Source organism: Haematobacter sp., assembly GCF_032102465.1.
Lineage (GTDB): Bacteria > Pseudomonadota > Alphaproteobacteria > Rhodobacterales > Rhodobacteraceae > Haematobacter.
Genome location: NZ_DAMDHB010000020.1, coordinates 22,404 through 42,464, shown reverse-complemented (window position 1 = coordinate 42,464; position 20,061 = coordinate 22,404). Strand labels below are relative to the sequence as shown.

The following is a 20,061-nucleotide window of genomic DNA, read 5'->3' as shown; positions in this document are numbered from 1 at the left end:
GCCCCCGGCAACACAGCAACGGAGGCGCCGGGAATGAGCTTCGATCGCAGCCTTCTTGCCACGTTCACTGAAACCCACGGACCCGTCGCGCGGATCGTCGTCGCGGAGGTGCAAGGCTCCGCTCCGCGGGAAGCGGGCACGGCAATGCTGGTCTGGGCCGACGGCATCTCCGGCACCATCGGCGGGGGCGCTCTGGAGTGGCAGGCGATCGCCGCTGCCCGGGCACAGATCGCCAGAGGAACGGAGAGCGCGGTGCAGCGCCTGCCGCTTGGCCCGGCGCTGGGACAGTGCTGCGGCGGGGCGGTGACCCTCGTCACGGAAGTCTGGACTTCGGCGCGCTTGGCCGAGCTGCCCTACACGCTGCCGGGCTTTGCCCGCCGCGTGGAGGGAGAGGCGCAGATGCCGCTGGCGCTCCGCCGGAGCCTTGCCCATGCGCGCAGGGCGGGAACGCTGCCGCGCCCGGCATTCAGCCAGGGCTGGTTGATCGAACCGCTTGCGGCAGAACCCCGCGCCACGTGGATCTGGGGTGCCGGTCATGTCGGAAGGGCCATTGCCGCGGTTCTGGCCCCGCTGCCAGACTTCGACATCACGCTCATCGACACCTCCGAGAGCCGAATGCCCGAGAGCCTGCCGGACGGGGTGCGCGGGCTCATCGCCGCAGAGCCGGCACGGCTGGTCAGGCATGCGCCGAAAGAGGCGGAACACCTGATCCTCACCTTTTCCCACGAGATCGACTTCGCGCTCTGCCATGCCCTGCTTCTGCACGGGTTTTCGCGCTGCGGCCTTATCGGATCCGCGACGAAATGGGCGCGTTTCCGGTCTCGCCTGACCAAGCTGGGGCACGCGGCTGCACAAATTGACGCCATTGCCTGCCCGATAGGCGATCCAACGCTTGGCAAACACCCGCAAGCCATTGCCGTCGGCGTTGCCGCACAGCTACTAAAGCCTGCGCAAGCAAGCCAATCCACGAAAAAAGGAAAGCGCCTGGTGACTGGGGCATGAACGGGGAACACAGCAAAACCGCCGCTGGCGGAGCCATGCCATTGCTCCGGGTGGAAGGCGTGACCAAGGCCTATCCCGGCGTGGTCGCGAACAGCAACGTCTCCTTCGTGGTGGATGCCGGTGAAGTCCATGCCCTGTTGGGAGAGAACGGCGCGGGCAAATCGACGCTGGTCAAGATGATCTACGGCCTCGTACGGCCGGACAGCGGGCGGATGACCTTTGCCGGTCAGCCCTATGCGCCCGCCGAACCCCGGGAGGCGCGGAGCCGTGGCGTTGCCATGGTCTTCCAGCATTTCTCGCTGTTCGAGGCGCTGACTGTGGCGGAGAACGTGGCGCTGGGGATGGAGAACCCGCCGCCGCTGCGCGCTCTCTCCTCCCGCATCCGGGAAGTGAGCGAGACCTACGGCCTGCCGCTCGACCCGGCGCGCCTGGTGGGCGATCTCTCCGCCGGCGAACGCCAGAGGGTCGAGATCATCCGCTGCCTCCTCCAGGATCCGAAGTTGCTCATCATGGACGAGCCGACTTCCGTCCTGACCCCGCAGGAGGTGGAGATCCTGTTCCGAACCCTGCGCCAGTTGTCGGCAGAGGGCACGTCGATCCTCTATATTTCCCACAAGCTGGAGGAGATCCGCTCGCTCTGCGACTCCGCCACCATCCTGCGACTGGGCAAGGTGGTGGGCGAATGCGCCCCGGCGGAGCGGAGCGCGCGCGAACTGGCGGAGATGATGGTCGGCACCACCCTGCAGACCCCCAGCCGCCCCGCCCTCTCCCCCGGCAAGCCGGTGCTGGAGGTGCGGAACCTTACGCTGTCCTCCCCCGCGGCCTTCGGCACCACCCTCCGGGACGTGACATTCACGGTGCGCGAAGGGGAAATCCTCGGCATCGGCGGTGTGGCCGGGAATGGTCAGGACGAGTTGCTGGCCGCGCTTTCGGGCGAGGCGCGATCAGCGCAGCAATGCGTGCTCCTCGAAGGCACCCCGATCGGCGCGATGGGTCCGGAGGAGCGGCGGGCGCGCGGCCTGCTGTCGGCTCCGGAGGAACGGCTGGGCCATGCCGCCGTGCCCGAGATGAGCCTGACGGAAAACGCCCTGCTCACCGGTGGCACGCGGGAGAACCTGCTGCGCAACGGCTTTATCGACTGGACCCGCGCCCGCAGCTTTGCAGCCAGGATCATCGGTGATTTCGATGTGCGCACACCCGGTACGGAAACCGCGGCCCGTGCCCTGTCAGGCGGCAACCTGCAGAAATTCGTCATCGGGCGGGAGGTGCTTCAATCGCCCCGCGCCCTCATCGTCAACCAACCCACTTGGGGCGTGGATGCGGCGGCGGCGGCGGCCATCCGGCAGTCGCTGATCGACCTTGCGGCCGGGGGCGCGGCGCTCGTGGTAATCAGTCAGGATCTGGACGAACTCATGGAAATCGCCGACCGTTTCGCGGCGCTGAACGAAGGACGCCTTTCAGAGCCGCGACCGACGCAGGGCCTGACGATCGAAGAAATCGGGCTGATGATGGGGGGGGCCCATGGCATGCGCCCCGCCGATCCCGACGCGGGCGAGGTCTTGCATGATCCGGCTTGAGAAACGCGGGACGCCTTCCCGTCTCTGGGCGCTTGCGACGCCCCTCCTCGCCGTGGTCCTGACGATGATATTCGGCGGGCTGCTGTTTGCGCTTCTGGGCAAGGATCCCGTCATGGCGATCCGCACGATCTTCTGGGATCCGCTGTTTTCGGAGAACGCCTGGTATTACCGTCCCCAGCTTTTCGTGAAGGCGGCGCCGCTCATCCTTATCGCGACCGGCCTGTCGCTGGGCTTCCGGGCGGGCATCTGGAACATCGGGGCCGAGGGGCAATACATCATCGGCGCGATCTGCGGAGCTGCGGTGGCTCTCGCCTTCTACCCGGCGGAGGGGTGGTACATATTCCCGCTGATGGTGGTCGCGGCAGCATTGGGAGGGTTCCTCTGGGCCATGATCCCGGCGGTGCTCAAAACCCGTTTCGGCACGTCGGAGATCCTTGTTTCGCTCATGCTGGTCTATGTAGCGGGGCACATCCTGTCCTGGGTGGCTTTCGGCCCGCTGAAAAACCCCCAAGGCTACGGCTTTCCGGGCAGCCGCAACCTCCAGCAGTATCCGCCCGCCGCCAACCCCGAGCTGTGGGATGGCACCGGCATCCATTGGGGGGTCATCGCGGCCGGTCTGGCAGTGATTGCGACATGGGTGATCCTGTCCCGGCATATCCTGGGCTTTCGTATCCGCGTGGCAGGTCTGGCGCCACGGGCCGCGCGCTTCGCCGGAGTGAGCCCGGACCGGCTGGTGGTGCTTTGCCTTGGCATCTCGGGGGCGCTGGCAGGGTTGGCCGGCATGTTCGAGGTGTCCGGCCCTTCCGGCACATTGTCGCCCGACTTCGCCACCGGTTACGGCTTCACGGCGATCATCGTGGCGTTTCTCGGGCGCCTGCACCCGGTGGGCATCGTACTTGCCGGGTTCCTGCTGGCACTGACCTATATCGGCGGAGAGATCGCGCAATCCACGCTGGGCCTTCCGGCCTCCGCCATACAGGCATTTCAGGGGATGCTGCTGTTCTTCCTCCTCGCGCTGGACGTTCTGCCCAACTATCGCATCCGCATCGCGAAGGAGACCGCGTGATGGTCATTGCCGGTTTCGACATTCCGACCCTTGTCGCCATGCTGATGGTCGCCTCGACCCCCATCCTCTTCGCCGCCATCGGTGAGCTGGTGGTGGAGCGCGCGGGCGTTCTGAACCTCGGAGTGGAAGGGATGATGATCTGCGGCGCGGTCTGCGGCTTCGCCACCACGATCCATACGACAAACCCTGTGCTGGGTATGCTCGGAGCAGCTCTGGGCGGGGCGCTGCTCGCGGCGCTTTTCGCGGTGCTGGTGCTGTTTCTGCTGTCCAATCAGGTCGCGACGGGGCTTGCGCTCACGCTCTTCGGGCTGGGGCTTTCTGCGCTCATCGGGCAGGGCTACAGCAGCATGCGCCCGGTGAGCACGCCGAAGCTGGACCTTGGCCCCCTGTCGGATCTGCCGGTGCTGGGGCCGATGCTCTTCCGTCATGACATCTGGGTCTATGGCTCGCTGCTTCTGACGCTTGCGGTCTGGTGGTGGCTGACGCGAACCCGCGGCGGGCTGGTGCTCCGCGCCGTGGGGGAAAACCACGACGCCGCCCATGCGCTCGGCTACCGTGTGCTGCGCATCCGCTTCCTCGCCATCCTGTTCGGCGGAGCCTGTGCCGGGCTGGGCGGAGGCTATCTCAGCCTCGTGCGTGTGCCGCAATGGACGGAGGGCATGACGGCCGGCGCGGGGTGGATCGCCCTTGCCATTGTCGTCTTTGCCTCTTGGCGGCCATGGCGCGCGGTTCTCGGCGCCTATCTCTTTGGCGGCGTCACTGTATTGCAGTTGAACCTGCAGGCGCGCGGGGTGAACATTCCGGTACAATACCTTTCGATGGCACCCTACGTCATCACTATCATCGTCCTCGTCCTCATATCGGGCGGGCGGCGGGCGCGGGGCGCGCCCGGGTCGCTCGGCCGGGTATTCCATGCCTCGTCCTGAGGCCAATTCCATTCAGTGGGAGAAACTTGAATGAACAGACGCGAACTTCTGGCCGGCGGTGCCGTTCTTGCCCTGGCGGCAGGGGGTATGGGACGCATGGCGCTGGCGCAGAATCCGGTGAAGGTCGGCTTCATCTATGTCGGCGTTCCGGGCGATGGCGGCTGGACCTATCAGCACGATCAGGCCCGCAAGGAAATGGAAGCGCATTTCGGTGGCCGCGTCGTCACCAGCGTCATCGAGAACGTGCCGGAAGGCGCGGACGCCGAACGCGCGATCACGCAACTCGCGCTTGCCGGCAACCAGCTCATCTTCACCACCTCCTTCGGTTTCATGGACGCCACGGTGAATGTCGCCGCCAAGTTCCCGAAGGTGAAGTTCGAGCATGCGACGGGCTACAAGAGCGGACCGAACCTCGCCACCTATGACGCCCGCTTCTACGAGGGCCGGGCGATCATGGGCACGCTTGCCGGGCGCATGACCAAGTCCAACAAGATCGGCTACATCGGCTCCTTCCCGATCCCCGAGGTGATCCAGGGCATCAACGCCTCCTTCATCCACGCGAAGAAGGTGAACCCGAACGTGGAGATCAAGGTGGTCTGGGCCTACACCTGGTTCGACCCCGCGAAGGAGGCCGATGCTGCCGCCGCGCTGATCGCCGAAGGCGTGGACGTGCTGCTCCAGCATACCGATTCCACCGCCCCGCAGGCCAAGGCGCAGGAGGCGGGCATCTTCTCCTTCGGTCAGGCTTCCGACATGTCGGCCTATGCGCCGAAGCCGCGGATTTCCTCCATCATCGACAACTGGGCCCCCTATTACATCGAGCGTGTGCAGCTTCTGCTCGACGGCAAGTGGGAGACGGCGCAGAACTGGGAAGGTATCGGCAGCGGAACGGTCGGGATCGGCGAGATCACCGATGCCGTCCCGGCGGAAGTGAAGGCGGAGGCGCTCGCGCTGAAGGACAAGATCGCGAAGGGCGAGTATCACCCCTTCACCGGCCCGCTGAACAAGCAGGACGGCTCGGTCTGGCTCAAGGAAGGCGAAGTGCCGGATGACGGCATGCTTCATGGGCTGAACTTCTACGTCGAGGGCATTCAAGGCAAGATCCCGAGCTGATCGGGCAATCGCAGTGATCGACGGGTATCCGCCGATCACTGCCGGAACAGCACCGGAGTCGGACAGACTTCTTGGGAGGGGCGCCCGCTTCCTCTCTGCTGTCCGATGGCCGACCTCGGGCACCGTCAAAACCTCGTGCGCCGTCCTGAACGGGGCGGCGCGCCAATCTCCTCACAGGGCGTCGGTGGCGAGATGTGCAAGAGACCTCCCAGCATCCGGTACCGTCAAACTGACCCTGTCGATCCGCAAACATGTCTGCCAGCCGCAAACATGTCTGCCAGTGTCATCAAGATCGAAGCGCACAGGTCAGACCCTTAGCAGGCTGCTGAAAAAAGTCCTGACAGGTCATGGTTACGCCGTCGAAAATCGGCCCGACGATGGTCCGAAATCTGCCGGTATCCGGGTGTATTTCGTCAGAGCAGGAAAGATTTCGCTCGCATGCGGTCCTGAAGGCCCTTTTGCAGCAGCCTGTAAGCGCCCGCGGCGCATGTCAGGCCGGCCGATGGCCAAGGTGCTCGTGAAAGCGCAGGAGATATCCGTCTGGGTCCGCAATGATGAACTGCCGGTTGCCAACCTCCCCCGCGCCCGTTCGATACCATCGCTCTTCCACCGGCAGATAGAGGGAGAGGCCAGCCCCCTCCAGGGCGGCGAGCAAGGGCGCGATCCGGGCCACGCGAATCTGGAGATTCATGCCTCTGCCGAGCGGCGCCTGCCACGGCCCCTGCCCCGCGTCGAAGGTTCGGCCCTTGCCGATCTCGTCTATCATGAGATCGGCGGCCCCGAGGCGCAGATAGCTGAACCCTTCCTCCGGCCGCTCATAGACGACCGCGAACCCCAGAAGATCGCAGTAGAAGCGCCGCGACCGCCGCCAATCCGTGACCGCCAATTCAGGCACCAGATCGTTCGCCATGGCCCCGCTGCCCGAGCCGCTCAATGGGCTTCGGAGGTGGTTGCCATCGCTTCCGGATCGGGTTTCTCCGGCTCGGGCGGCAGATCCTTCTCGGCGATGTAGCTGTAGAACATCGGCACCACGAAGAGGGTAAAGGCAGAACCGATCATCAGCCCGGTAAAGATTACCAACCCCATGGAATAGCGCGCGGCCGCACCCGCACCCGCCGCCGTGATGAGCGGCACCACACCCAACGCCATCGCCGCCGTCGTCATCAGGATCGGGCGGAGACGCACACGGGCAGAGACGATGATCCCCTCCTCCCGGCTCAGGTTATGCTCGCGCCGCTGCTGATTGGCGAATTCCACGAGCAGGATGCCGTGCTTGGTAATCAACCCGACAAGCGTGATCAGCCCCACCTGCGTGTAGATGTTCAGCGTGGAGGCGCCGAGGTTCAGCGGCACGATGGCGCCAAAGATCGACAGCGGCACGGACATCATGATGATGAACGGGTCGCGGAAGCTTTCGAACTGCGCGGCCAGCACGAGGTAGATCACGATGACAGCCGCCCCGAAGGCGATGAGAATGGTATTTCCCTCCGTCACCTCGAGCCGCGACTGGCCGGAATAGTCGATGAAGAACCCTTCGGGCAACAGATCCTGCGCGAGCCCGACGATGGTCTGCAACCCGTCTCCCGTGGAAACCCCGGGGAGAGGCAGGGCAGAGATCGTGGCGGAGTTCAGCTGGTTGAACTGCTCGATGGCGGTCGGCGAGACGTTGGTCTTGATGTCCACCAGCGCGGACAGAGGCACCATGTCCCCCGTCGTCGCGCGAATGAAGAAATCGCCCAGCCGTTCGGGGTTGTTGCGGTAGATGTCCGGCACCTGCATGATGACGTCGTAGCTGTTGGAATCCCGGTCGAACTGACTGATCTTGTTACCGCCGACCAGCAGCGTCAGCGTCTGACCGATGGTCTGGGCGGGCACGTTCATCGCTGCTGCGCGATCCCGGTCGATGGTGATGGTCACCTGCGTCTGGGTATAGGCAAGCGAGTTCTGCACCACGATGAACTGGCCTGAAGCCTGCGCCTTCAGCCGGACTTCCTCCGCCAGTTCATAGACGTTGGAGGATGGCCCCGTCGATTGCAGCACCATGGAGATCGGCAGTCCACCCCCTGTCCCCGGCAGCGTCGGCGGTGCAAAGACGAAGGCCTCCACCCCGGTGACGGGAGCGATCCGCGCCTGCAGATCCTGCTGGATCTCCGCCTGACCGCGGTCCCTGTCTGCCCAGTCCTTGAACGCCCAGAGCGCGATGGCGGAATTGGTGCCGCCCCCGAAGCCGACGATGGAGAAGTTGGCCTTCAGCTCCGGCAGATCCTTTGTCAGGTCGCGCATCTGGTTGACGTAGGCGGCCGTGTAATCGACCGTCGCGTTGGAAGGGCCGTTGATGATCGAGAAGAGCGCGCCCTGATCCTCCTCCGGCGCCAGTTCGGAAGAGGTGCGTGTGAACAGGAAGCCCATCAGCGTCACCAGAACGATCACCATCAGCAGCGTGATCGGCCGATATCTCAGAGATCCCCGCACAAGCCGCTCATAGCGGTCGGCCAGCTTCTCGAAGGTGGTATCGACGAACTTCTGGAAGCGGCTTGCCTCCCCCTTCTTCAGCAGCCGCGCCGACATCATCGGCGTGATGGTGAGGGCGATCAACCCGGAGATCATCACCGCGCCCGCGAGCGTCAGGGCGAATTCCCGGAACAGCGCGCCGGTCAACCCTCCGGTGAAAGCCAGCGGCGCGAACACCGCGGCCAGGGTGATCGTCATGGCGACGATGGGGCCGATGATCTCCTGCATCCCCTTGAAGGAGGCCTGCATCGGGCTCAACCCTTCCTCGATATGGCGATGGATGTTCTCCACCACCACGATCGCATCATCCACCACCAGCCCGATGGCGAGCACCATGGCTAGAAGCGACAGCAGGTTGATGGAGAATCCCAGCACATAGAGGATGAACAGCACCCCGATCAGCGACAGCGGGATGGTCACGATCGGCATCAGCACCGACCGGAAGGAGCCGAGGAACAGCAGGATGACCACCACCACGATGGCCACCGCCTCCAGGATGGTCTTGAACACCTCCTCGATGGAGGCGGAGATCTGCTCCGTCGCATCGTACATCAGCGTCATGGTCATGCCGCTGGGCAGAGTGTTCTGGATCGCGGGCAGTTCCTCCAGCACGGCGGAGGACACGGTCAGCGGGTTGGCGGAGGGCGTCGGGAACACGCCGATGAACGTCCCCGGCTCACCGTTGAAATTCACGATTGTGTCGCTGGAGGCAGCGGCGAGCTCCACCCGCGCGATGTCGCGAAGCCGCACCACGTCATCGCCCTCGGCCTTCACCGGGAGAGCCCCGAAGGTTTCGGGCGTCTGCAGCGTGGACTGCATGGTGATCGGATAGGCGACAAGCTCGTTCCGCGTCTTGCCCGGCGCGGCGAGGAAGTTCGACGTCGTGATCGCCTGATAGACATCGGCGGCGGTAAGCTGATGCCCCGCCATCAGGATCGGGTCGATCCAGATCCGCATGGAATATTCGGATGCGCCCAGCACATCCACCTCTGCCACACCCGGAATGGTGGACATGCGGGGCCGGATCACGCGTTCGATGTATTCGGTGACCTGTTCAGAGGTCATGTTGGGGTTCTGGAACGCGAAATACATCGTCGCGAACTGCATCCCCGTGCCCTTGACGATCGTCGGATCCTCGGCCTCGGACGGCAGTTGGCTGCGCACCTCCTGCACCTTCGACATGACTTCCGTCAACGCCGCGTCCGGGTCCGAGCCGAGCCGCATGTTCACCGTCACAATGGAGGTGGAAGGCAGCGACTTCGAACTCACATAGTCGATGTTCTCCGTCGTGGCGACGGATCGGGCAATTGGCGCAGTGATGAAGCCCTGCATCAGATCGGCAGAGGCGCCGGGATAGGTGGTCGTGACGGTGATCACCGTCTCATCGACCTCAGGATACTCCCGCACCTGAAGCGAAAACAGCCCCTGAATCCCCAGGAGAATGATGAGCGCGCCGAGAACCGTGGACAGGACGGGGCGGCGGATAAAGATGTCCGAAAAGCTCATTGGCCAGTCGTCCCGCCGCCAGTCGCTCCGCCACCTGTCGTTCCATCGCGATCAGCGCCAGTGCCCTGGGGGCCCGTGCCTTGGGGGCCCGCATCGCCGTTCCCATTCGTGCCGCTTCCCGTCGCTGGTGCATCCTGCCCTGCCTGGGTGCCAGCTTCGGTGGCATCGCTGTCCACCGGGTCGCGACCCACGCCGCCGGAGCGGATATAGGCCTCGGTTTCCTGAACAGCGGGGTTGATGGCGTTGTCGATCTCTGCGGGCTGACCGTTGCTCAACCGGTTCTGCCCTGCGGTCACCACGCGATCCCCCTCCTTCACCCCCGAAACGATCTCCGCGACGGGGCCGGAGCGGCGACCGATCGTCACGAAGGACTGGCGGACTTCCAACTGCTCGGCATTGTCCTGTTTCGGCTGCACGAGATAGACATAGTCACCGTAAAGGCTTGAGATGACGGCAGTCAGCGGCACGGCGATCACGCCCTTCTCTTCCGGCAGCGCCACGGCGATGCGGACGAACTGACCCGGCGTCAGTTGCTGGCCCGGGTTGGCCACCGATCCGCGCACGGAAACGAGCCTGCTTTGCGGATCGACGCGCGGATCGATACCCGTCACCTGCCCTGCCAGCCCTTCGGTCATGCCACCTGCCCAGACGTTGAGCTGCTGCGTAATCGAAAGCTCCCGGAGACGCTGCTCCGGCACACTGAAATCGACGCGCATCGTTTCCAGATCCTGGAGCGTCGCGACAGTGGTGCCGGGCGAGACATACTGGCCAAGGTCCACCCGCGGGATGCCGACGGTTCCGGGGAACGGCGCATCGAGATTGCGCTGATCCAGCACCGCCACCGTGGAGGCAAGCTGAGCCTCGGCCGCGCGGGCGGAGGCTTCCGCCTCCTCCAGCGAGACATTGGTGGAGACGCCGCGGCGCTGAAGCTGCTGGTTCCGCGCAAGGGTCTGCCGGGTCAGATCGACCTGCGTCCGCGCGGCTTCCACATCGGCGGCCTGCACACGGCTGTCCAGCCGAAGGAGTGTCTCCCCCTGCGCCACCTTGTCATTGGCGGTGAACAGGATCTCCCGCACGACCCCTGCCGTCTCGACCGTCAGCTGGACGCCCTGAGACGCGTTGGCCGTCCCGATCGCCTCGATCACCGGGGACCAAGTGACCGGCTTCACGTCATAAACGGCAACCGTCGCGGGCGGCACCTGACGGTTGGCAAAGAAATCCGCGATCATTTTGGACCGGAACAGGTTGAACCCGACAAGGCCGCCCGCAACGATGGCAAGCAGGATGACGGCAATGGCAAGTCTCTTGAACATTCGGACCCTTTCCGGCACGGGGCCCTGCCCGATCTCGGGTCGGGCCAACGGGGCCGATCCTATCACATAGTGTTGAAAACGGCCACGTTTTGACTGTACCGTCCAGACGGTTCTGTCAAGTGGAGGGATTTCCCCTGAACCACGCGCGAGGCACTGCAAAAGAGCGAATTCTGTATGCTGCGGAGGCCGTGCGGAAGCAGGGCGCGCGCAAGATGTCCCTTGATGCCGTGGCGGAACGCGCTGGCGTGTCAAAGGGCGGGCTGCTTTACCATTTCCCTTCAAAAACGCGGCTGCTGGAAGCGGTGGTCTCATCGCATCTGAACCGGTTCGACTCCGATATCTCCGCGCGTCCGGGGCTGGATGCGGCGGACGGTCTGCTCCGCGCCTATCTGGCCGAGATGCTTCACCGTCTGGCCGAAGGCGCGCCCCCGGCCAGCGGAATGCTTGCCGCAGCGGCGGAGAACCCCACAATCCTTGGGCCCGCGCGGCACTATGGGCGGGAGCTGCTGGAGCGGCTCCGCGCCAATTCCGCCGATCCCGAACGGGCGACCATGATCTTTCTGGCGGTGCAGGGCATCTGGATGGCGCAGTTTCTGGGCCTCGACCTCATCCCCCGGGAAGAAGCGAGGGTGGTGCTGGAGCGGATGGGCACCAAGCTCACCTGACCCCTTTCCCGGCCTGCCCCGGCATGGCATGACATACGAATGGACAGTGATTTCCTTATCATCGGCGGCGGGATCGCCGGCATCTCGGCTGCGGCGCGGCTTTCGTATCTGGGGCGGGTCATCGTGCTGGAGGCGGAGCCGCATCTGGCCTATCACGCCTCCGGCCGCTCCGCCGCGCTCTATGAGGAGGGCTATGGCGCTCCGGCCGTGGTGGCGCTGAACCGGGCGAGCAAGGATTACTACTTCGACCCGGCACGGGAGCTGACCACGCCCCGGGGCGTGATGATCGTCGGGCGTGCGGGGGAGGAAGACGTGTTTCGCGCCGATGCCGCACAGATGCATCTTTCCCCCGTCACGCTGGAGGAAGCCCGCGCCCGTGTTCCCGTCCTGAACCCCGAAACGGTGGCGCATGTCGCGGTGGGCGACGGGGCGCGCGACATAGACACCGACCGGCTCGTGCAGGCCTTTGCGCGGGAGGCGCGGGGGAATGGCGCACTGATCGTCACCGGCGCTCCGGTGGATACGATCCGCAGGCGCTCCGGTGGCGGTTGGGAGGTGCAGTCGGGCGCGCGGGGCTGGTCGGGGCGAATCCTCGTCAACGCGGCCGGGGCCTGGGTGGACAGGGTGGCGGCGCTGGCGGGTGTCACTCCGCTCGGCTTCACGCCCTATCGCCGCTCCATGGCGCGCATTCCCGCACCCGGCGGCCATGACGTCAGCGGGTGGCCGATGATCTTCGGCGCGGGTGAGACATGGTATGCCAAACCCGATGCGGGCAAGCTCATCGTCTCGCCCGCCGATGAAGACCCGGCCGAGCCGCATGACGCCTATCCCGATGACATGGTGCTGGCCGAGGGGCTGGCGCGCTACGAGGAAATGGTGACCGCTCCCGTCACGCGGGTCGAGTCAAGCTGGGCGGGACTGCGGACCTTCGCGCCGGACAGGGTGCTGGTCATCGGTTTCGACCCGCACGTGCCGGATTTCTTCTGGCAGGCCGGACAGGGCGGCTACGGCTTCCAGACCAGTCCCGCAGCCAGCCGCCTCGCCGCCGATCTTGTGGGAGGGATGGCGCCGGAACTCGACGCGGCCACCGTCGCCGCGCTCTCCCCCGCGAGGTTCTGAGATCAGTTCGTATCGGCGATGAAGGAACCGAAGGCGCGCGGGCCGGGCGGCATGGCAATCTCCTGCTCCACCGTCAGCGTCTCGCCGTCGATGCGCATCACGCTGTCACTGAACCAGTTGGCGACAAAGAGCGTGCGCCCATCCGCTGCCACGGAAATCCCCTCGGGATAGTCGCCGACCGTCACCTGACCGGTCACCGCCAGCGTCGCGGGATCAAAGACGGTGAGCGTGCCGCCATACTGATCCGTCACGAACCCCCGGCCGGCGGCAAAAGCGACGGTATAGGGCCGTTCGCCCGTTTCCACCTTGCCCACCATGGCGCGGCGCCCCAGATCGACCACCGTCACGCTGTTGTCGAGCACATCGGCCACATAGGCCCGCCCCTCCCACAATGTGACGCCGAAGGGATGATGGCCGACGGGGACCCGCTCCACCACCGTCCCCGAGCCGAGATCGAACAGGCTCAGCGTGTCGGAATCGCGGTCGGTCACGGCGAGCAGGCGTCCGTCATCCGACACGGCGACACCGGAGGGATTGGCGCCGGTCTCGAAACTCCGCACGACCGCCCCGGTCGCCGGGTCCACCTCATGCGCATGCCCTTCCCAATCGGTGACGAAAACGTGGCGCGAGATCGGATCATAGGCGATGCCGAAGGGCGCGCCGGGCAGCGGGTGACGCATGATCTCCCGCCCGTCCAGCCCGATGACGTGCAGCATGCGGGACTTCACCGCGACGACAAAGGCGCGGGCATCGCGCCCGTCCACCGCGACGGAAACCGGATCTCCCGGCACGTCCAGCGTGCTGCGGGCGGCACCGCTCTGCAGGTCGAGTATGGTGACCTTTCCTGCGTTCTGCGAGGTGACGACTGCAAGGTCCAGCGCCGCGGCCGGGCTGCCAAGGAGAAGCAGCGCTGCGCAGATTCCGCCCGCGCACCCTGTCATCGATCCGTTCGCCATCGGCCCCTCCCTGCTTGACGGCGCCACCATTCCCGGAGCCGGGCGCAGGGTCCAGTGGGAAAAGAGTCCTACCCCCCTAAGAGCGCGGGCCCCATGAGAGCGGGCCCTTGGGGAGCGGGGCACTGGGGAGCGGAGCCCTGAGCGCGGGACAGACGACCGTTGCCGATCCTTACGGAAAACGCCCTGCGCCGCTCAGGCGGGCGACGTTGCAGGATCGACAAACGCAGGATTGATGAGCGCGGGAAGATCGGCCCAGTCGGAGAAGTGGAACCGGGAGGGGAACATGTCCAGATCCTCGCGGGCGTAGCCCCCCGTGAAGATCCCGAACGGGATCCTGCCCGCTTCCGCCGCGCGGGCGTCTATCTCGCTGTCGCCGATGAACACCGCCTCGCCACCGCCAAGCACGTCGATCGTGTGGAGCACGGGGAGCGGGGACGGCTTGCGTTCGGCCAGCGTGTCACCTGCAGTCACCTGATCGAAAACCGCGAGATCGAGCGCTTCGAGCAGCAGCCCCGTCGCGCGCGCGGGCTTGTTGGTGCAAAGACCCAGCCGTGCGCCCCGCTCGCGCAGTTGAGCAAGCGCTTCCCTGACCCCGGGAAACACGGTGGTGCGGACGGCGGGATTGCGCTCGTATTCCGCAAGGAAAGAAGTGTGCCACGGCTCCAGCAGCGCCGGATCGGCGCCCACCGCGGCGATCACCCGCTGCATGAGAACGCGCGTCCCCTCACCGATGAAACTGCGCACCGCCGTCAGCGGCAGCGGCGGCACGCTGTTTTCCGCAAGCACATGGTTCACGGCCGAGTGAATGTCGGCAGCACTGTCGATCAGCGTTCCGTCAAGGTCGAAGACAACAATCATGCGGCCACCCAGGTTCGTCTGTTGAGCCTTGTCCGAAGGCCCGTCAGCCCACCCAGATCAGAGAAGCAGGACAGCTGCAACGTCGGATTTTCCGCGGCCTCGCCCTGCGTGAAGACCCCCTGCGAGAGAACCACGGGGATGCCCGCGCCCCGCGCGGACAGAACGCCGTTGCGCGAATCCTCGAATGCCACCGCCTCGCCCGGCGCGACGCCGAGCATGGAGAGCGCCAGACGATAGACATCGGGCGCAGGTTTCTTGGCCCGCACCATGTCGCCCGCAGCCACGGCGTCGAACACATCCCCCGCGCCCACGCCGAAGCCTGCGCGGCAAAGGGCCTCCACATTCGCGGGCGTGGTGGTGGTCGCCACGCCCAGCAGGCAACCCGCCGCGCGCGCCTCCGCGACAAGCGCGGCGATCCCGGGGCGGAGCGGTATGCCCTGCGCGAGAAGAAGGCCGAACCTGCGCGTCTTTTCCGCATGAAGCGCGGCCACGGGCCAGTCTTCCGGCGTCTCGCCGATCTCCTCCAGAAAGCGGGAAATGCGCTCCTTGCCACCGGTTGTCGTCAGCAGGTCGCGATACTGGTCGCGGGACCAGTGCCACGGCAGGCCACGGGCCGCGAAGGTTTCGTTGAACGCGGCAAGGTGGAGATCCTCCGTTTCCGCCAGCGTGCCATCCACGTCGAAGATGAGCGCGCGCGGCCAGCGATGGTCAGACATGGGCTTCCTCCCTTCTGCGCGGAACCGCCGCTTCGGCAGCGGCGCGTATGGCGCGGATGTTGTTGCCGTAAGGGGCGGGATCGGCCACCGATCCGCCTTTGAACACCGCAGACCCCGCAACCAGCACATCCGCGCCAGCCGCGGCGACAAGCGGGGCCGTCTCGGGCGTCACGCCGCCGTCGATCTCGATATGCACCGGGCGGTCACCGATCAGCGCGCGGAGCCTGCGCACCTGATCGACCTGGCTCGCGATGAATTTCTGGCCGCCGAAGCCGGGGTTGACTGTCATCACGCAGACCAGTTCGACCATGTCGAGCAGCGCCGCCGCCGCCTCCACCGGAGTGCCCGGATTGAGGGCCAGCCCCGGCCGCATTCCGGCGCCCCGGATGGCCTGCAAGGTCCGATGGATATGCGGGCCGGCCTCCAGATGCGCGGTCAGGATATCCGCCCCCGCCGCCGCGAAAGCGTCGATATAGCTGTCAACCGGGGCGATCATCAGGTGAACATCCATGACGCCCCGGATATGGGGCCGGATCGCCGTGCAAAGCTGCGGGCCGAAGGTCAGGTTCGGCACGAAATGCCCGTCCATCACATCGACATGGACCCAGTCGGCGCCCTCTGCCTCTATCGCCTCGCACTCCCGCCCGAAATCCGCGAAATCGGCGGAGAGGATGGAGGGCGCGATACGGATGCGTCTGTCGAACGTGCTCATGTCTCCGCCCCGATCTTCAGACCGCCGCTGAAGACGCGGCTGACGTTGATGTCCTCGGCCTCGATCCGGCTCAGGGTGGCGGCGTCCACCGGTCCCGTGGAGGTGGTGAACAGCCGGTTGGCCTGCCGGAGCCGCGCGCGATCCAGCGCGTTTCGGATCGACCGCGCATTGGCGAAATGCGGTTGCTGGCGGCGGAGGGCGATATAGTCGGTCAGCACCTGCGACGCCTCATCCGTCAGGGTGTAGTTCTGATCCTCCAGCATGTGATCGGCGATGCGATGCAGTTCCCCGTCGGTGTAGTCCGGGAATTCGATGTGATGCGCGATGCGCGAGCGGAAGCCCGGGTTCGACTGGAAGAACCTGTCCATCCGGTCGGCATACCCCGCGAGGATGACGACGAGATCGTCACGGTTGTTCTCCATCACCTGCAGCAGGATCTCGATGGCCTCCTGCCCGTAATCACGCTCGTTGTCCGGGCGGTAGAGGTAATAAGCCTCGTCGATGAACAGCACGCCGCCCATCGCCTTCTTCAGCACTTCCTTGGTCTTGGGCGCGGTATGGCCGATATACTGGCCAACGAGATCATCCCGCGTAACGGAGACAAGGTGCCCTTTGCGCACGTAGCCCAGCCGATGCAGCAGCCCGGCCATCTTCATCGCCACGGTGGTCTTGCCCGTCCCCGGATTGCCGGTGAAGGACATGTGCAGCGTCGGCGTTTCCTGGCTCAACCCCATCTGGCGGCGCGCGCGGTCCACCAGCAGCAGCGCCGCCGTTTCCCGGATGCGCTTCTTCACGGGTGCAAGGCCGATCAGCTCACGGTCCAGCTCGTCCAGCACTTCGCGGACGCCGGAGCTTTCGTATTCGGCAGCAAGATCGACGGTCAGCGGCGTGTCGGCGTTCATGGTGATTGCTCCGTTTGGCAGGGATCGGGCGTTCCCCCGGCCTGAGGGGATGACCAGGGAAAGAAGCCGGGGGAACGCAGAGGTTACCCTTAGCGGACGACCTCATGGGTGTAGCGGATGGAGCGGCCGTCCACCTCGGTCCGCACCATGCGGATCCGCGGCTCGACCTTCGGACGGTTGACGATGAAGCTCATCGTGACCGTCTCGAACCCGCGTGTGCTGTCGAAAGCGTTCAGGCGAATGTAGCTGTCGGGGAATGCCTTGCGGCATTCGTCCAGTTCGATCATCACGCCCTTGGCGTCCCGCAGGTCGAACATCGGGTTGCCCCACATCTCCCAGTAGGTATTCCGGGGGTGCGGTTCGTCCGTATATTCGACACCGATGGCCCAGCCCTTGGAGAGGCAATATTCCACCTGTGCGGTGATCTGCTCGTCCGTCAGGTCGGGCAGGAAAGAAAAGCAGCCTTGAGTGATACGCATCCTGGCCTCCTTTGAGGTATTGCGATGGCGGCGGGACACCCCGCCCGTTTCCGGTGCGCCCCCCGGGTAAGGGGGGCGTCAGGTGCCGTCAGCTCACCCCGGCGGTCGGAACGAAGTCCGACGTGTCGGTGGAGGTGTAGTTGAAGCTGATGTTGCCCCAGGTATCGAGGGCGGCTTCCAGCGGCTTGCACCACTTGGCCGCCTTGCGCAGCACTTCGGGGCCTTCGTTCCTGATGTCCACGCCTTCGTTCCGGGCCTGGATCATCGCCTCCAGCGCCACGCGGTTCGCTGTCGCGCCCGCCTGGATGCCCATCGGGTGACCGATGGTGCCGCCGCCGAACTGAAGCACCACATCCTCGCCGAACAGGTCGATGAGCTGGTGCATCTGGCCGGCGTGAATGCCGCCGGAGGCCACGGGCATCACCTTCTTGAGGTCGGCCCAGTCCTGCTCGAAGTAGATGCCGCGCTCCAGATCGACCGGGTTATGCATCTCACGGCAGACGTTGTAATAGCCCTGCACGGTGGGCGGATCGCCTTCCAGCTTGCCGACCGCGGTGCCTGCGTGGATATGGTCCACGCCCGCCAGCCGCATCCATTTCGCGATCACGCGGAAGGAGATGCCGTGACCCTTCTGGCGCGTGTAGGTGCCGTGGCCCGCGCGGTGGAGGTGCAGAATCATGTCGTTCTGGCGGCACCATTCGGAGATCGACTGGATTGCCGTGTAGCCGATGATCAGGTCGATCATGACGATGACGGAGCCGAGCTGCTTGGCGAATTCCGCCCGGCGATACATCTCCTCCATCGTGCCGGCGGTGATGTTGAGGTAGTGGCCCTTGATCTCGCCGGTTTCCGCCTGCGCCTTGTTCACCGCCTCCATGCAGTAGAGGAACCGGTCGCGCCAGTGCATGAAGGGCTGCGAGTTGATGTTCTCGTCATCCTTCATGAAGTCGAGCCCGCCCTTCAGGCCCTCATAGACCACCCGGCCGTAGTTCTTGCCCGACAGGCCGAGCTTGGGCTTCGTCGTGGCTCCCAGCAGCGGGCGGCCGAACTTGTCCAGACGCTCGCGCTCCACCACGATGCCGGTCGGCGGACCCTTGTAGGTCTTCACATAGGCGATCGGCAGGCGCATGTCCTCCAGCCGCGCGGCCTTCAACGGCTTGAAGCTGAAGACGTTGCCGATGATCGAGGCGGTAAGGTTCGCGATGGAGCCTTCCTCGAACAGGATAAGGTCATAGGCCACGTAGCAGAAGAACTCCCCCGGACGGCCCGGAACCGGTTCAACCTTGTAGGCCTTGGCGCGATACTGGTCGCAGGCCGTCAGGCGGTCGGTCCAGACGACGGTCCAGGTGGCTGTGGAGCTTTCCCCGGCAACGGCGGCGGCGGCCTCGATCGGGTCCACGCCCTCCTGCGGGGTGATGCGGAACAGCGCCAGCAGGTCGGTATCCTTGGGCACGTAGTCACCGTCCCAGTAACCCATCTGCGCGTATTTGAGCACACCCGCCTTGTAGCGTTCCTTGCCCTTGATTTCCTTCATCTCTGTCATGGCACGGCCCTCCTCAGGCAGCCTTGGCGGTGGAATTGCTGGATGAGAGCGCGCCCGAGGCGTAACGCCGGGCCATCTCGTCCATCGGAATGACGCGAATCTTCGAGGCGTTTCCGGCGGTGCCGAAGGCTTCGAAACGATCGCGGCAGAGCTTCGCCATGCTGTCCATGGCGGGCTTCAGGAATTTGCGCGGATCGAACTCGCGCGGGGTGGCCTTTGCGATGCGGCGGAACTCCGACGTCATCGCCATGCGGCAGTCGGTGTCGATGTTGACCTTCCTCACCCCGTGACGGATGCCGCGCACGATCTCCTCCACCGGCACGCCGAAGGTCTGGGGCATTTCGCCGCCGTTTTCGTTGATGATGTCCTGCAACTCCTGCGGCACGCTGGAGGAGCCATGCATCACCAGATGCGTGTTCGGCAGGCGGGAGTGGATCTCCTCGATCACCTTCATGGCGAGGATGTCGCCATCGGGCTTGCGGGAGAACTTGTAGGCCCCGTGGCTGGTGCCGCAGGCGATGGCCAGCGCGTCCACCCCGGTCCGGGCAACGAAGTCCACGGCCTGATCGGGGTCGGTCAGCAGCAGCGCGTGGTCGATCTTGCCCTCCACGCCATGTCCGTCCTCCGCCTCGCCTTCGCCGGTCTCCAGCGAGCCGAGCACGCCCAGCTCCCCTTCGACACTGGCGCCGACCCAATGCGCCATGCGGGAGACGCGCTCCGTGATGGTCACGTTGTAGTCGTAGTCGGCGGGCGTCTTGGCATCGGCCTTGAGCGAGCCGTCCATCATGACGGAGGTGAAGCCGTGACGGATCGCGGTGAGACAGGTCGCCTCGTCGTTCCCGTGGTCCTGATGCATGCAGAGCGGGATCTCGGGATAGATCTCGGCCAGCGCTTCTATCATCTTGGCCAGCATGATGTCGTTGGCGTAGCTGCGCGCGCCCCGGCTTGCCTGGATGATGACCGGCGCGTCAACCGCGCGGGCCGCCTCCATGATGGCGAGGCCCTGCTCCATGTTGTTGATGTTGAAGGCCGGCACGCCGTAGCCGCGTTCCGCGGCATGGTCGAGAAGCTGCCTGAGTGTGATGAGTGCCATCCGT

General features: G+C 65.3%; 18 protein-coding genes. 7 read left to right on the top strand and 11 right to left on the bottom strand.

Annotated features, from left to right (window positions below; translation table 11 throughout):
• The first annotated feature begins 33 nt into the window (after window positions 1-33).
• The 5 genes from xdhC to RT513_RS13155 are packed head-to-tail and all read left to right on the top strand — an operon-like array spanning window position 34 to window position 5,684.
• On the top strand, window positions 34-1,002 hold the full coding sequence (gene xdhC, locus RT513_RS13175; RefSeq protein WP_290688856.1) for a xanthine dehydrogenase accessory protein XdhC: 969 nt from the start codon (window positions 34-36) through the stop codon (window positions 1,000-1,002).
• Complete coding sequence (locus RT513_RS13170; RefSeq protein WP_290688854.1) at window positions 999-2,579, top strand: ABC transporter ATP-binding protein; 1,581 nt, start codon at window positions 999-1,001, stop codon at window positions 2,577-2,579. Before xdhC ends, RT513_RS13170 begins: the two co-directional genes overlap by 4 nt.
• Window positions 2,566-3,645, top strand: a complete 1,080-nt coding sequence (locus RT513_RS13165) for an ABC transporter permease (RefSeq protein WP_290688852.1) — start codon at window positions 2,566-2,568, stop codon at window positions 3,643-3,645. The genes RT513_RS13170 and RT513_RS13165 overlap by 14 nt, the downstream gene beginning before the upstream one ends.
• Entirely contained in the window at window positions 3,645-4,571 is a 927-nt protein-coding gene (locus RT513_RS13160) for an ABC transporter permease (RefSeq protein WP_088215363.1), read from the top strand. The genes RT513_RS13165 and RT513_RS13160 overlap by 1 nt, the downstream gene beginning before the upstream one ends.
• A 30-nt stretch (window positions 4,572-4,601) precedes the next feature.
• Window positions 4,602-5,684, top strand: a complete 1,083-nt coding sequence (locus RT513_RS13155; protein ID WP_290688850.1) for a BMP family ABC transporter substrate-binding protein — start codon at window positions 4,602-4,604, stop codon at window positions 5,682-5,684.
• Between the two features lie 490 nt (window positions 5,685-6,174).
• Here RT513_RS13155 and RT513_RS13150 read toward each other — a convergent pair whose 3' ends face one another.
• The 3 genes from RT513_RS13150 to RT513_RS13140 are packed head-to-tail and all read right to left on the bottom strand — an operon-like array spanning window position 6,175 to window position 11,014.
• Window positions 6,175-6,594: a VOC family protein gene (locus tag RT513_RS13150; RefSeq protein ID WP_290688848.1), complete on the bottom strand. Its 420-nt coding sequence runs from the start codon at window positions 6,592-6,594 to the stop codon at window positions 6,175-6,177.
• A 20-nt stretch (window positions 6,595-6,614) separates the two neighbouring features.
• On the bottom strand, window positions 6,615-9,701 hold the full coding sequence (locus RT513_RS13145; protein ID WP_290688846.1) for an efflux RND transporter permease subunit: 3,087 nt from the start codon (window positions 9,699-9,701) through the stop codon (window positions 6,615-6,617).
• A complete protein-coding gene (locus tag RT513_RS13140; RefSeq protein ID WP_290688844.1) occupies window positions 9,698-11,014 on the bottom strand; it encodes an efflux RND transporter periplasmic adaptor subunit in 1,317 nt (438 codons plus the stop codon). Before RT513_RS13140 ends, RT513_RS13145 begins: the two co-directional genes overlap by 4 nt.
• 119 nt (window positions 11,015-11,133) lie before the next feature.
• Here RT513_RS13140 and RT513_RS13135 point away from each other — a divergent pair, with 119 nt between their 5' ends.
• On the top strand, window positions 11,134-11,679 hold the full coding sequence (locus RT513_RS13135) for a TetR/AcrR family transcriptional regulator (RefSeq protein ID WP_290688842.1): 546 nt from the start codon (window positions 11,134-11,136) through the stop codon (window positions 11,677-11,679).
• Between the two features lie 39 nt (window positions 11,680-11,718).
• A complete protein-coding gene (locus RT513_RS13130) occupies window positions 11,719-12,798 on the top strand; it encodes an FAD-binding oxidoreductase (RefSeq protein ID WP_290688840.1) in 1,080 nt (359 codons plus the stop codon).
• Between the two features lie 2 nt (window positions 12,799-12,800).
• Here RT513_RS13130 and RT513_RS13125 read toward each other — a convergent pair whose 3' ends face one another.
• From RT513_RS13125 to fba, 8 genes are all read right to left on the bottom strand, one after another.
• A complete protein-coding gene (locus tag RT513_RS13125; RefSeq protein ID WP_290688838.1) occupies window positions 12,801-13,754 on the bottom strand; it encodes a YncE family protein in 954 nt (317 codons plus the stop codon).
• A gap of 192 nt (window positions 13,755-13,946) precedes the next feature.
• Window positions 13,947-14,612: a phosphoglycolate phosphatase gene (gph, locus tag RT513_RS13120; protein WP_290688835.1), complete on the bottom strand. Its 666-nt coding sequence runs from the start codon at window positions 14,610-14,612 to the stop codon at window positions 13,947-13,949.
• Complete coding sequence (locus tag RT513_RS13115; RefSeq protein WP_290688833.1) at window positions 14,609-15,328, bottom strand: HAD-IA family hydrolase; 720 nt, start codon at window positions 15,326-15,328, stop codon at window positions 14,609-14,611. Before RT513_RS13115 ends, gph begins: the two co-directional genes overlap by 4 nt.
• The gene (rpe, locus tag RT513_RS13110) at window positions 15,321-16,040 is read right to left on the bottom strand and encodes a ribulose-phosphate 3-epimerase (RefSeq protein ID WP_088215373.1); all 720 of its coding nucleotides are present in this window, start codon (window positions 16,038-16,040) and stop codon (window positions 15,321-15,323) included. Before rpe ends, RT513_RS13115 begins: the two co-directional genes overlap by 8 nt.
• The gene (gene cbbX / locus RT513_RS13105; RefSeq protein ID WP_290688830.1) at window positions 16,037-16,942 is read right to left on the bottom strand and encodes a CbbX protein; all 906 of its coding nucleotides are present in this window, start codon (window positions 16,940-16,942) and stop codon (window positions 16,037-16,039) included. Before cbbX ends, rpe begins: the two co-directional genes overlap by 4 nt.
• An 89-nt stretch (window positions 16,943-17,031) precedes the next feature.
• The gene (locus RT513_RS13100; RefSeq protein WP_290688828.1) at window positions 17,032-17,421 is read right to left on the bottom strand and encodes a ribulose bisphosphate carboxylase small subunit; all 390 of its coding nucleotides are present in this window, start codon (window positions 17,419-17,421) and stop codon (window positions 17,032-17,034) included.
• Window positions 17,422-17,509: 88 nt separating this feature from the next.
• Entirely contained in the window at window positions 17,510-18,964 is a 1,455-nt protein-coding gene (locus RT513_RS13095) for a form I ribulose bisphosphate carboxylase large subunit (RefSeq protein WP_088215376.1), read from the bottom strand.
• A 13-nt stretch (window positions 18,965-18,977) separates the two neighbouring features.
• Window positions 18,978-20,057 (bottom strand): class II fructose-bisphosphate aldolase, encoded by a 1,080-nt coding sequence (gene fba / locus RT513_RS13090; RefSeq protein WP_313534108.1) that lies wholly within the window; start codon window positions 20,055-20,057, stop codon window positions 18,978-18,980.
• Between the last annotated feature and the right edge of the window lie 4 nt (window positions 20,058-20,061).

Excerpts from the sequence above, each read along its gene's own strand:
- xdhC (WP_290688856.1), top strand. The coding sequence starts at position 34 with ATGAGCTTCGATCGCAGCCTTCTTGCCACGTTCACTGAAACCCACGGA.
- RT513_RS13170 (WP_290688854.1), top strand. The coding sequence starts at position 999 with ATGAACGGGGAACACAGCAAAACCGCCGCTGGCGGAGCCATGCCATTG.
- RT513_RS13165 (WP_290688852.1), top strand. The coding sequence starts at position 2,566 with ATGATCCGGCTTGAGAAACGCGGGACGCCTTCCCGTCTCTGGGCGCTT.
- RT513_RS13160 (WP_088215363.1), top strand. The coding sequence starts at position 3,645 with ATGGTCATTGCCGGTTTCGACATTCCGACCCTTGTCGCCATGCTGATG.
- RT513_RS13155 (WP_290688850.1), top strand. The coding sequence starts at position 4,602 with ATGAACAGACGCGAACTTCTGGCCGGCGGTGCCGTTCTTGCCCTGGCG.
- RT513_RS13150 (WP_290688848.1), bottom strand. The coding sequence starts at position 6,594 with ATGGCGAACGATCTGGTGCCTGAATTGGCGGTCACGGATTGGCGGCGG.
- RT513_RS13145 (WP_290688846.1), bottom strand. The coding sequence starts at position 9,701 with ATGAGCTTTTCGGACATCTTTATCCGCCGCCCCGTCCTGTCCACGGTT.
- RT513_RS13140 (WP_290688844.1), bottom strand. The coding sequence starts at position 11,014 with ATGTTCAAGAGACTTGCCATTGCCGTCATCCTGCTTGCCATCGTTGCG.
- RT513_RS13130 (WP_290688840.1), top strand. The coding sequence starts at position 11,719 with ATGGACAGTGATTTCCTTATCATCGGCGGCGGGATCGCCGGCATCTCG.
- RT513_RS13125 (WP_290688838.1), bottom strand. The coding sequence starts at position 13,754 with ATGGCGAACGGATCGATGACAGGGTGCGCGGGCGGAATCTGCGCAGCG.
- gph (WP_290688835.1), bottom strand. The coding sequence starts at position 14,612 with ATGATTGTTGTCTTCGACCTTGACGGAACGCTGATCGACAGTGCTGCC.
- RT513_RS13115 (WP_290688833.1), bottom strand. The coding sequence starts at position 15,328 with ATGTCTGACCATCGCTGGCCGCGCGCGCTCATCTTCGACGTGGATGGC.
- rpe (WP_088215373.1), bottom strand. The coding sequence starts at position 16,040 with ATGAGCACGTTCGACAGACGCATCCGTATCGCGCCCTCCATCCTCTCC.
- cbbX (WP_290688830.1), bottom strand. The coding sequence starts at position 16,942 with ATGAACGCCGACACGCCGCTGACCGTCGATCTTGCTGCCGAATACGAA.
- RT513_RS13100 (WP_290688828.1), bottom strand. The coding sequence starts at position 17,421 with ATGCGTATCACTCAAGGCTGCTTTTCTTTCCTGCCCGACCTGACGGAC.
- RT513_RS13095 (WP_088215376.1), bottom strand. The coding sequence starts at position 18,964 with ATGACAGAGATGAAGGAAATCAAGGGCAAGGAACGCTACAAGGCGGGT.
- fba (WP_313534108.1), bottom strand. The coding sequence starts at position 20,057 with ATGGCACTCATCACACTCAGGCAGCTTCTCGACCATGCCGCGGAACGC.